Source organism: Micromonospora sp. NPDC048909, assembly GCF_040649635.1.
GTDB lineage: Bacteria > Actinomycetota > Actinomycetes > Mycobacteriales > Micromonosporaceae > Micromonospora.
This window is the reverse complement of sequence record NZ_JBEZFU010000017.1, coordinates 37,819-50,272: the sequence shown is the minus strand read 5'-3', so window position 1 is coordinate 50,272 and position 12,454 is coordinate 37,819. Positions and strand designations below refer to the sequence as shown.

At 76.3% G+C, this 12,454-nt stretch carries 4 protein-coding genes; all 4 read right to left on the bottom strand.

Going from position 1 to position 12,454, the window contains the following annotated elements:
• Positions 1 to 8: 8 nt before the first annotated feature.
• Genes AB0C04_RS30020 through AB0C04_RS30005 form a run of 4 tightly spaced genes read right to left on the bottom strand, consistent with a single transcriptional unit; the run spans position 9 to position 12,434 of the window.
• Positions 9 to 3,524 (bottom strand): amino acid adenylation domain-containing protein, encoded by a 3,516-nt coding sequence (locus tag AB0C04_RS30020; protein ID WP_357061191.1) that lies wholly within the window; start codon positions 3,522 to 3,524, stop codon positions 9 to 11.
• Positions 3,521 to 5,830, bottom strand: a complete 2,310-nt coding sequence (locus AB0C04_RS30015) for a lantibiotic dehydratase (protein ID WP_357061189.1) — start codon at positions 5,828 to 5,830, stop codon at positions 3,521 to 3,523. Before AB0C04_RS30015 ends, AB0C04_RS30020 begins: the two co-directional genes overlap by 4 nt.
• Complete coding sequence (locus AB0C04_RS30010) at positions 5,827 to 8,961, bottom strand: thioesterase domain-containing protein (RefSeq protein WP_357061186.1); 3,135 nt, start codon at positions 8,959 to 8,961, stop codon at positions 5,827 to 5,829. The genes AB0C04_RS30015 and AB0C04_RS30010 overlap by 4 nt, the downstream gene beginning before the upstream one ends.
• A complete protein-coding gene (locus AB0C04_RS30005; RefSeq protein WP_357061184.1) occupies positions 8,958 to 12,434 on the bottom strand; it encodes an AMP-binding protein in 3,477 nt (1,158 codons plus the stop codon). Before AB0C04_RS30005 ends, AB0C04_RS30010 begins: the two co-directional genes overlap by 4 nt.
• Positions 12,435 to 12,454 lie beyond the last annotated feature (20 nt).

The window sequence follows — 12,454 nt, the reverse complement described above, 5'->3', positions numbered from 1 at the left end:
GGTGTCCTTCAGTGCGCGCTGCCGCCGGGGCGGCGGGGTGGGTTACGGCGGGTACGACTGCGGCGGGCGGCGGCCCGCAGGGCGGCGCGGGCCAGCTCCGGCCGGTCGGCGGCGCCGTCCAAGCTGGCGGCGAGCGCCCGGATCGTGGGGTGGCGGAACAGGTCGAGCATCTTGATGGAGCGGCCGGTCGCGGCGGTCAGCCGGGCGTGCACCGCGGCCAGGGCGAGGGAGTGCCCGCCGATGTCGAAGAAGTTGTCGGCGACGCCGACCCGGTCCCGCTCCAGCACCTCCCGCCAGATGCCGGCGATCAGCTCTTCGGTCTCGGTCAGCCCGTCCGGGCCGGCGGGCAGGGCGGTACGCGGCGCTTCGGCGGCGGCCACCGTCATCGCGCCGAGCTGGGCCACCCGGACGGTCGGCCGGGGCAGCTCGACGGCGACGTCGCGGGCCGCCGCGTCCGGGTCGGCGGCGAGCGCGCCGACCAGAGCCGCCAGGTCGTCCAGGAGCGCCTCGATCCGCTCGCCGTCGAACAGGTCGGGGTTGTGCACCACCTCGACGCCGATCCGGCCGGCCCGCTCCACCACGTAGACGGTGATGTCGAAGGGCGAACCGGGCTTCGGCACCGGGACCGGCTCGCCGACCAGCCCGGTCAGCGTCAGTCGGGGCGGCACGAAATTGAGCACGTTGAACAGCACCTGCACGAGGGGCGCGCGGGAGGTGTCCCGGCCGACACCGAGCGCCTCGACGATCCGCTCCAGCGGGGCGCCGGGATGGGTGGTCACCTCGTGCAGCTCTGCCGCGCACCGGTCGACCAGCTCGGTGAAGCTCGCCCCGCCGGTGCGGACCCGCACCGGCACGGTGTCGATGAAGAAGCCCACCACGTCGTCGAAGGCGGCGAGCCGGCGGTCCGCGACGATCGCGCCGAGCACGTGGTCGTCCCCGCCGGTGAGTCGGGCGAGCAGTTCACCGAAGCCTGCCAGCAGCACCGCGGCGACCGTGGTGGCGCGCCGTTCGGCCAGTTCACGCACCGCGCGGTCGGTCGTCTCGGTGAACCGCACCGCCGCCTCGGCACCGGCGTAGGTCTGCTCCGCCGGCCGCGGACGGTCCCGGGGCAGCTCCAGCACGGTGGGCGCGCCCGACAGGTGCCCGGTCCACCAGGCCAGGTCCGCCTCGCCGCGGCGCCGGTCCCGCTCCGCCCGCCACACCGCGTAGTCCGCGTAGGTGGCGCTCAGCGCCGGCAGGGCCGGCACCCGCCCGGCCACCGCCTGGGCGTACGCGGCGGCGAGATCGTCGTAGAGGACCGCCTCGGACCAGCCGTCGAAGACCGCGTGGTGCAGGGTGACCGCCAACACGTGCTCGTCCGGGCCGAGCCGGTAGACGGTCACCTGCCAGGGCGGCCCCGTGGCCAGGTCGAAGGCGTGCCCGGCGCCGGCGGCGAGCATCGCCGCCAGCTCGCCGTCGGCGTCGGCGCGGTCGGTCAGGTCGACCACCGGCACCGCCACGTCGGTCGGCTCCTCGCGGACCGCGTACGGCACGCCGGCGGTCTGCGGGATCCGCCAGCGCAGCACGTCGTGCCGCTCGACCACCGCCCGCAGCGCCGCGCCGAGCGCGGTGGTGTCCAGCGGGCCGTGCAGGCGGTGCGCCACCGCGATGTTGTACGGCGCGCTGGACGGCGCGAGCTGGTCGACGAACCAGAGCCGGCGCTGCGGCGGGGAGAGGGTGGGCGGGTTGCCGGTGCTGAGACCGTCCGCCTCGGTCGGCGCGGCGGCGGCGACCCGGTCGACCAGGTTGGCGAACGTCCGGCCGGTGAAGACGTCCCGGGTGTCGACGTGCCGGCCCAGCTCGGCCCGGAGGGCGGCGACCAGTCGCATCGCCGCGATCGAGTTGCCGCCGGCGGCGAGGAAGTCGGTCTGCGGTTCGGGCGCCGCGCCGAGCAACCGGGCCCAGATCCGGGCCACCGCCCGGTCGACCGGCTCGTCCGCCACCGGGTCCACCGGCGCGTCCGGGGTGGGCCGGTCCGCGGCGTCCAGCGCGCGCAACGCCGGGCGGTCCAGCTTGCCGGTGGTCGGGCTGACCGGCAGCTCGGCGAGGCGCAGCACCCGCGCCGGCAGCATCGCGGTGGTCAGCCGGGGCCCGGCGTACGCCCGCAGCCGCTCGTCGTCGGGCGCGTCGGCCGGGGTGAGGAAGGCGACCAGCTCGGTGCCGGCCGGGCCGGTAACCGCCTCGACGGCGACCCGGTCCACGCCGGGCAGGTCGGCGAGCACCGCCTCCACCTCGCCCAGCTCGATGCGCTGGCCCCGGATCTTCACCTGCCGGTCGGCCCGGCCGAGGTAGACGATCCGCCCGTTCCGGTCCAGCCGGACCAGGTCGCCGGTGCGGTACAGCCGCTCGCCCGGCAGTCCGGAGTACGGGTCCGGGACGAACCGCTCGGCGGTCAGGCCGGGCCGGTTGAGGTAGCCGTCGGCGAGGCCGGGGCCGCCGATCAGCAGTTCGCCGGTCTCCCCCGGCGGCACCGGGCGCAGCGCGTCGTCCACCACGTAGGCCCGGTGGTTCGGCAGCGGCACGCCGATCGGCACCGGGTCGGACTCGGCGGCGGTCAGCGGGCCGCTGACCGCCAGCACGGTGGTCTCGGTCGGCCCGTAGCCGTTGAGAAAGGTGCGTCCGGGCGCCCAGCGGGCGGCCAGCTCGGCGGGCACCGCCTCGCCGCCGCAGAGCACCACCCGCCACTCGGGCAGCTCGGCCGGGTCGAGCATGGCCAGCACGGTGGGGGTGATGAAACCCCAGTTCACCTCGTGCGCGGCGATGAACCGGGCGAGCCGGACCGGGTCGGCCCGGTCGTCCGCGCCGAGCAGCTGCACCGCCCCGCCGAGCAGCAGCGGGACGAAGAGGTCCATGGTGGCCGCGTCGAAGCCGAGCGAGGCGATGCCGAGGCTGCGTACGCCGGCGTCGGCGCCGCTGAGCGCGATCACGCCGTGAACGAACTCGACGGCGTTGCGGTGGGTGGTGAGCACCCCCTTGGGCCGGCCGGTCGACCCGGAGGTGAAGAGCACGTACGCGGGATCGCCGGGGCGGGCCGGGCAGGGCGCGAGCGGCGCCGGTCCGGGCAGGCCGATCGCGGTCACGCCCGGCACGTCGGCGAACTCGGCCTCGGCCGCGTCGCCGACCACCACGGACACGTCCCCGTCCGCGGCGATCTCCCGCAGCCGCCGACGCGGGCCGCCCGGCTCCAGCGGCACGTAGCAGGCCCCGGCGAGCAGCACGCCGAGCACGGTGGCGACCAGCTCGGGCCGGCGGTGTCCGCACACCCCGACGCGGCTCTGCCGCCCGACGCCCCGCGCGCGCAGGGCGGCCGCCACCCCGGCGGCCTGGTCCAGCAGCTCCCGGTAGCTGAGTCGGGCGTCCCACTGGCGCACCGCGACCGCGTCCGGCGTACGGGCGGCCTGCGCGACGATCAGCTCGGCCAGCGTCGCGTCCGGCCAGGGCAGCGGCTCTCCCTGCACCACGCTGATGGACAGGATGTCGGTCACCCGTTCTCTCCCCGGTAGCTCATCGGATCGGTGATCTGCAGGCGCAGCTCGCTGACGTAGCCGCGGCCTTGCGCGTCGGTCACCCAGGCGTCATCCGGCCCGGGCAGCAGCTCGCTGACCACCATGGACACGTCCGGGCCGGTCTTCGAGGCGGCGTCGGCCATGGCGCAGAGCGACTGGGCGTGCAGCGGAGCGGTCAGGTCGAGGTAGCAGGGCTTGACCTCGGTGCCGACCTTCACGAAGACCCGCTCGGGCAGCCCGAGGCGCTGCCGCCAGCGGCGGGCCGCGAGGAACCGCTGGGCGTCGCCGGCGACGCCGGCCAGTCCGCTCTCCCCGACCGTGGTCCGCCAGGTGCGCCGGGCCACCACCAGCCGGTCGATGGTGATCCGCGGCGTGTGCGGGGCCGGCGCGACCAGCTTGAAGCTGTCCAGCAGCAGCGCGCCGAGCAGGTGCGCGAAGATCTCCACCAGCGGCCACCGGCTGCCGTCGGGCAGCACCGCGGCGAGGTCGTCGCCGTCCGGCTCGACCCGCACCTCGGTGGCCGGGACGAGCTTGTCGACGTCGGCGCCGCGGGCGGTGTCGATGCCGAACTGCCGGTCGCCCGGTCGGGTGGACGCGTAGGTGGTCCGGGTGGTGATCCGGGGGAAGCCCGCCGGGTAGAGCACCCGGGCCCGGGCCGGCCCGAGATCGGCGTCGAGTCCGGTGCGCAGCGCCGCCGGGTCGGGGTGGAACGGAACGAAGACCACCCCGTCGAACGGCGCGTACGCCGGGTGCAGCTCACCGAGGACGAGCAGGAACTCCCCCCGGTTGATCGCCGCCACGTCGGTGGCGCTGATCTGCACGTCGGGGCTGTGGATCCGGGCCGACGGCCAGCCGGGGCCGGACGCCGCGAAGAGGGTGGCCGCACGCTCGGCCAGCTCGGCGCTGCGCAGCCGCAGCTCCGGCTGGCCCGGCCCGGCGCTGTCGAGGTCGAACAGCTCGGCCCAGCGGGCGGTGAACTGCGCGCTGGCCGAGGCGAGCGGCCCGTCCGGGGTGACCAGCAGCCCCTGCGCCAGCGACCAGATGTCGGCCAGCCGGACCGGGCTGTCGCCGCGCAGCTCGGCGTGCAGCTCGTCGAGGAGCCGCCGGATCGCGTCGCCGATCTCGGCGGTGAGCCAGCGGGCGGCCTGGAGCACGATCGCCAGCGGCGCGGCGAGCGCGTCCAGCACCGCCGCCCCGACGGTGACCTCCAGGTCCCGCGCGGTCTCCTCGTAGAGCACGGTGCGGCCGACGTACATCTGCCCGCCCTGCCGGGTCGCCGGCCGGCCGGTGACCACCGTGAACTCGGCGTTGAGCGCGGCGAGCGCGACGCCGAGCCGCTGCGGGTCGCCGGCGGCCTCGGCCACCGCGTCGCGGGCCACGCAGAGCCGGTCGAAACCGGCGGTCACCTCGGCGCGGACGGCGGCGTCGCCGATCGCGGCGAGCCGGTCGCGCAGCACCCGCTCGGCGTGTGGGCTGATCGGCAGGGCCGCGTCCCAGGCCAGCAGCGCCCGCTGCACCAGCCGGTCGAGCAGCAGGTAGCCATCGGCCTCGGTGCGCAGCCCGGAGTCGCCGTCGGCGAGGGCCTGCCGCACCACTGTCTCGGCCGGGGTCCGCCCGTCGCAGTGCGACAGCAACCGCGCCTCGGCGACGGTGAGTTCCGTCGGCGGGTGCAGCGGCCGGCGCAGCTGCCGACCCGCGACGCTCAGATGCGGGGGCAGCGCCGGCGCCCACCAGCGGCGCACGGCCGGGTCCTCGGCGAGCCGGTCGGCGTACGCGATCAGCGCCCACGCCTCGAAGTGGACCTCCCGGCGGGCGACCAGGCCACGGCCCGCCCGCAGCCGGGTCTCCGGGTCGTCGGGGTCGAAGCTCGCCCAGCAGACCGGCCCGAAGAAGCCGATGGTCTCCGCCTTGCCGCAGTAGCGCTGCCAGTACCGCAGCAGGGCGGACTCCCGGTTGCGCCGGCGCCAGTTGCGCGCGGCCGGGTCGCTGCGCAGCAGACCGTCCAGGGCGACCAGCATGTCCGGGTTCTGCCAGGTGACCGCCTCGCGCAGCAGCGGATCCGCGGCGATCGTGTCGGCCTGCGCGGAGGTGTCGAGCAGGGCGGCCCGGAACGCCTTGTCGAACAGCTCTCCGCTGCCGTCGCCGGCGAGCAGCGCGTCCGCGGCGGCCGCCGCGTCCGGGGCGGCGAACGCCGCCAACCCTGCGGCCGGGAATCCGGCGGTACGCAGCACGACGTCCCGCCAGACCCACCAGCCGGTGTCACCGAGCGGAATGCGGTGGCTCATCGGGGCGCCACCTCCGGCTCGTCGGCGGCCACGATGTGCAGCCGCAGCTCGCTGAAGTAGCGCCGGCCTGCCGCGTCGGGCACCCAGGCGTCGTCCGGGGTGGGCAGCATCTCGCTGACCACCAGCGAGGCGTCGTCGCCGCCGTCGGTGCGGGCGGCCCGCACCATGGCGCAGAACATGTTGGCGAACGCCGGGCTGCTCAGGTCGACGAAGCACGGCTTGGTCTCGGTGCCGAGCTTGACGTAGACCCACTCGGGCAGGCCGAGCCGGCGACGCCAGGCGCGCACGGCCAGGAACCGCTCCCGCTCCCCGGTCACCGCGCCCAGCCCGCACCCGCCGACCGTGGTACGCCAGGTCTGCCGCGCCACGACCAGCCGGTCCAGGGTGATCCGGGGGGTGTACGGCGCCGCCGCGACCAGCTTGAACCCGTCGACGGCGTGCGCGGCGAGCAGGCCGGCGAAGATCTCGGTCAGCGGCCAGCGCTGCCCGTCCGGCGCGGTCACCAGCAGCCGGCCCGCCTCGTCGGTCACGGTCAGCGCGACCGTGGGCAGCACCCGCCGCGGGTCGGCTCCGGGCGCCGGCGCGAAGGCCAGCTGCTGGTCGGTCGGGCCGATCAGCGCCTCGGCGACCCGGCTGGTGCGCCGTGGCCAGTCGGTGGGGAAGAGCAGCCGGATCCGCCGTTCGCCGAGGTCCTCGGCGAGCGCGGCGCGCAGCCGCTCCACGTCCGGGTGCGACGGGGTGAAGACCTGGCAGTCGAAGGAGGGCCAGGCGGCGTGCAGCTCACCGAGGACGACGGTGTAGTCGCCGCGGGCCAGCGCGTCCGCGTCGGCGGCGCAGATCTGCAGGTCCGGGCTGTGCAGCCGGGCGTTGGTCCAGCCGGGTCGGACGTTGGGGAACGCCTCGGCGGCCCGGGCGGCGAGGTCGTCCACCCGCAGCTGAACCTCGGTCGTCCCGGCGGGCAGGGCGTCCAGCCCGAACAGCCCCGCCCACCGGCCGGCGAAGTCGGCGGCGACCGCGTCCACCGGGCGCTCACCGCCGCCCCAGAACAGCCCCTGCGTCAGGAACCAGAGGTCGGACAGGGCCACCGGGGCGTCGCCGGCCTCGGCGCGCAGCTCGTCGTAGAGCTCCCGGAACACCGCCCCGTACGCCTGCTCGAGCGCGCCGGCCAGCCACTGGGCGGCCTGGAGCAGCACCCCGAGCGGGGCGGCGACGCTCTCCAGCAGTGGCGCGCCGAAGACCACGTCGAGATCGCGGCTGGTGTCCTCGTAGCAGAGCGTCCGCCCCGCGTACATCTGGCCGTCCCGGCGGCGCGGGGGCTGGCCGGTCAGCGCGGTGAACGTCACGTCCAGAGCGTCCAGGGCGGCGCGGAGCCGGTCCGGGTCGCCGGCCGCGGCGGCGACCGCGTCCCGGGCCGCGCAGAGCTGGTCGAAGCCGGCCCGGGCGGCGTCCCGGGCGGCCGGGTCGCCGATGGACCCGATCCGCTCCCGCAGCACCCCCTCGGCGGCGGGGCTGACCGGCAGCGCCGCGTCCCAGGTGATCAGCTCCCGCTCGACCAGCCGGTCGAGCAGCGCGTACCCGTCATCCGGGCGGCGCAGCCCGATCGTCGGGTCGGCCACCAGCTCCCGGGCGGGGCGGTCGCCGTCGGCGGCGGCGAGCAGCGCCGCCTCGACCGGGGAGAGCGGCACCGGCGGCCGGCCAGGCCGGCGCACCTCCCGCTCGACCAGCCACAGCTGCGGGGCGAGCCGCGGCGGCCACCAGCCGCGCACCGCGAGGTCCTGCCCGATCCGATCGGCGTAGGCGGTCAGCGCCCATGACTCGAACCACACCCAACGGCGGCGGGTGAGCGCCGGGCCGGGGCGGATCTCGGCGGTGCCCGGACGGCTCGGGTCGAGGGTGGCCCAGCAGCTGGGGCCGAAGAAGCCGACCGTCTCGTTCTTGCCGCAGTAGCGCTGCCAGTACTTGAGCAGGGCACGTTCCCGGTCGCGGCGGCGCACGTTGCGTGGGGCCTCCGGGCCGCCCCGGCGCAGCCCGTCCAGCGCGACCAGGGCGTTGCGGTTCTGCCAGGTCACCGCCTCGCGCAGAAGCGGGTCGCCGGCCAGCTCGGTCAACCGGCGGCCGGTCGCGGCGACCGCCTCGGCGAACTCCTTGTCGAACTGCTCGACGCCGGCGCCGGTGGCCAGCAGCTCGTCGGCGGCCGCCGAGGCCTGTGGGGCGGAGAGCATGGTGAGCCCGTCGGCGGGGAAGCCGGTGGTACGCAGGATCGCGTCGCGCCAGACCGACCAGCCACTGTCGCCCAGCGGCACCCGGTGCGCGCCGACACTCGCCGCCGCGGTGGCGGGCGGGCCACTGCCGACGGCCACCCCGGTCTCGATGGCCGCACCGCGAGCGGGGCCGTGGCCGGCCAGGGCGGCGGTGAGGTCGGCGCGGATCGCGGTGAGCAGCTCGGGCAGCGCGTCGTCCAGGAAGAAGTGCCCGCCGTCGATCTCGTGCAGGGCGAAGCCGGCCGCGCTGTGCTCCCGCCAGGCCGCGCTCTGCTCGGGGCTCACCGCCCGGTCCCGCCGACCGCTGAACACGACGATCGGCACCGGCAGCGGCTCGCCGGGCACGTAGCGATAGCTGTCCACCCGTCCGAAGTCGGCGCGCAGCAGCGGCAGCAGCAGCTCGACCAGCTCGGGGTGCTCAAGCACCTCGGCGGGGAGCCCGCCTCCGTCGCCGAGGCGGCGCAGCAGCTCGTCGTCGTCCACCGTGGAGAGCCCGTCGAAGAGGCTGGGCGCGGTCACGTGCGGGGCGCGGGCGCCGCCGACGTAGAGCCGCAGCGGCAACGGGTAGCCCTCCCGGCGCAGCTCACGGACCACCTCGAAGCCGAGCCGGCCGCCCATCGAGTGGCCGTAGATGGCGTACCGGCCGGTGGCCCGCTCGGCGATGGCCCGCGCCACGTCGGCCACCCGGAACCGGGGGTCCTCGGTGATCCGGTTCTCCCGGCCGGGCAGCTGCACCGGCAGCACGTCGACGCCCGCGCCGATCCCGTCCTGCCACCGACGGAACGCGCTGGCGCCAGCGCCGGCATACGGCAGGCAGAAGAGCTGGACGGGCGCCGGGTCACGGCCTCCGGCGGAGACGAACCAGTTCACCGCGTGCCTTTCTGAGCAGGGTCGATCCAGTACCGCTGGCGCTGGAAGGGGTAGGTGGGCAGGCTGGTGCGGCGTACCGCGCCGTCGGGGTGCAACGCCGTCCAGTCCACGTCCCGACCGGCCACCCAGGCGGCCGCCAGCTCGCGCAGCTCCGCCGGCTCCCCGGCCACCCGGGCGTCGGTCGCCAGCAGGTCGTCCAGGGCGGTGATCGCCCCGGTCAGGTCCGCGGCGACCACCGCGGCCCGGCAGTCGAACGCCCGCCGGCCGAGCGCCAGCGTCGCGGCCACCTCGGCCAACGCCGGTGCGGCGCCGGCCAGGTGCTGCCGCAGCCGGGTCACCATGTCCCGCAGCGCCGCCGGGGTACGCGCGGAGACCGGCAGCAGGTGCGCGGTGGGTTGCGGACCGTCGACCGGCTCGACCGGGGGCGGCTGCTCGACCACGACGTGCGCGTTGGTGCCGCCCAGCCCGAAGGAGCTGACCCCGGCGACCCGGCGCGGCGCCTCCGGCCAGTCGCGGGCCTTGGTGGGCACGTAGAACGGGCCGCTGGCCAGGTCGATCTCCGGGTGCGCACGGGTGTAGTGCAGGTTCGGCGGGATCACCCCGTGCTGCACGGCGAGCACCGCCTTGATCAGCCCGGCGATGCCGGCGCCGGCGTCCAGGTGCCCGATGTTGGTCTTCACCGAGCCGAGGGCGCAGGTCTCGGCCGGGCCGCCCGCGTAGACCTCGTGCAGGGCGGCCACCTCGATGGCGTCGCCGAGCGGCGTGCCGCTGCCGTGCGCCTCGATGAACCGGACCTCACCGGGGGGCACCTCGGCGGCGGCGAGCGCACCGGCGACCGCGGCGGCCTGGCCGTCCGGGCCGGGCACGGCGAAGCCGGCCCGGTCCGGGCCGTCGTTGGTGACCGCCCAGCCGGGCAGGATCGCGTAGATCCGGTCGCCGTCGGCCTGCGCCTCGGCGAGCCGGCGCAGCGCGACCACGCCGACTCCGGAGCCGAAGCCGGAGCCGTTGGCCGCCTCGTCGAAGGCGCGGCAGCGTCCGTCGGGTGAGGCCAGGCCGCCGGGGGTGTGCCGGTAGCGCGGCCAGGTGACGTTGACGCCGCCGGCGATGGCGATGTCGCACTGGTAGTCGGCCAGGCTCTGCGCGGCGAGGCAGACCGCGACCAGTGAGCTGGAGCAGGCGCTCTGCACGGCCACCGCGGGCCCGGTCAGCCCCAGCCGGTAGGCCACCTGCCCGGGCAGGTGGTCGGTGAACTGCCGGCCGATCAGCCGGGCCTCCCAGTCGTCCGGGTCCACGTCGCCGACCACGGCCGGGTTGTCCATCAGGTGGAAGAGGAAGTAGCGGTTCGCGGAGGTGGCCGAGAAGACCCCGACCAGGCCCGGAAAGCGGGTCGGGTCCTGCCCGGCGTCCTCCAGCGCCTCCCAGGCCGCCTCGAGGAAGAGCCGGTGCTGCGGGTCGGTCCGGGCGGCCTCCTGCTCACCGAAGGCGAAGAACTCCGCGTCGAAGTCGGCAACGTCGTCGAGCCGGCCGGCGGCCCGTACGTGTCGGGGGTCGGCGCGCAGCCCGGGCCCGATGCCCAGCGCGGCCAACTCCGCGTCGGTGTGGTCGTGGATCGCGTCGACGCCGGCACAGAGGTTCCACCAGAAGGTCGCCACGTCGGGCGCGCCCGGGAAGCGTCCGGCGAGGCCGACGACGGCGATCTCGTCGCCGGTGTACTCGCGGGCGGCCACCGAGGGCGCGGGCGGCGCGGCGAGCGCGGGGGCGGGCGCCCGGTCGGTGGCCGACGGTTCGTCGAGCAGCCGGGCCTGCGCGGCCACCGTGGGGTGCCCGAAGAGCCGCAGCATCGGCAGGCGGACCCCGAACCGCTCGGCGAGGCGCTGCTGCACCTGGCCGAGGAGCAGCGACTGGCCGCCGATGTCGAAGAAGTTGTCGGTGCGGGCGACGGCGTCGCGGCCGAGGACCGCGCACCAGATGTCGTGCACGGCCTGCTCGGTCGGGCTCGCCGGCTGGGCCCCGGCCGGCACCGGACGGGTCGGGTCGGGCAACGCCCGCTCGTCGACCTTGCCGCTGACGGTGAGGGGAAACTCGTCGACCGGCACGACGGCGCGCGGCAGGGCGTAGTCGGGCAGCTGCCGGGCGAGGGCGGCGCGCAGGGCGGCCGGGTCGACCGGGTCACCGGCCGGCCGGACGTAGGCCAGCAGTTCGCCGTCGCGGGCGATCGCCCGGACCGCGGCGACCCCCGGCTCGGCGGCGAGCAGCGACTCGATCTCGGTCAGCTCGACCCGGAAGCCGCGCACCTTGACCTGCCGGTCGAGCCGGCCGAGGCAGCGCAGCTCGCCGCCGGGCAGCCGCTCGCCCAGGTCCCCGGTCCGGTACGCGGGCACGCCGTCCGGGTCGACGCCGAACCGGTCGCTGTCCTGGTCGAGGTAGCCGGGGGCGAGGTGCTCGCCGCGTACCACGATCTCGCCGGTCTCGGCCAGGCGCAGCTGGTAGCCGGGGAGCGCGGTGCCGATCGGCAGCGGGCCGGTGGCGGCCGGGTCGGCCTCGGCGAGTGGCAGCGCGTAGCGGGCCGCGAAGGTCATCTCCGTCGCGCCGTAGCCGTTGACCAGCACGCAACCGGGTGCGAACCGACCCCGGCCGCGGGCGGCGTCGGTGTGGGTGGCCTGTTCACCGCCGAGCAGCACCACGCGGACCCGGTCGAGCCGCTCGACGCCCGGGGTGTCCAGTAGGAAGCGGTAGACCGTCGGGGTCGAGTGGTAGACGGTGGCGCCGTGCCGGACGAGCTGCTCGACGGCGTGCGACAGCCCGTGCCGGCGCAGGTCGACCGGGATGACGGCGGCGCCGGTGAGCAGCGCCGGATAGAGGTCGGGGATGGCCGCGTCGAAACTGAACGAGGCGAGCAGGCTGAGCCGGTCGGCGGGGCCGATCTCCAGGGTGTCGATCTGGTTGCGCACCACGTGCAGCAGGTTGCGGTGGGTCTGCCCGACCGCCTTCGGCACGCCGGTGGAGCCGGAGGTGAACAGCACGTAGGCCAACGCGTCGGGGTCGACCGGCACGGGGCGCAGCGGGGCGGGGCGCACCTCGTCGACCGCGACCAGCCGCAGTTCCGGGCGGTCGACGCCGAGGCGCCGGGCCAGCTCCTCGTGCTCCGCCGCGCAGAGGACGGTGCGCACGTCGGCGGCGTTGAGCATGTGCCGCAGTCGGCGCGGCGGGAAACCCGGGTCCAGCGGCACGTAGGCGCACCCGGCGGCGAGCGCGCCGAGGATGGCGGCGATGGTGCGGGCACCGTGCGCGGTCAGTAGCGCGACACGGTCCCCCGGCCGGGCTCCGGCGGACACCAGCGCGTCGGCGTACCCACCGGCCAGGCCGGCCAGCTCGGCGTAGCTGAGCTGCTGGGTCTCGCCGAGGACGGCGGTGTGCTCGGGACAGGCGGCGGCGACATCGCCGAAGCGATGGATCAACGTTTCGTTCGCCATGTCAGGACTCGGACGTCGCT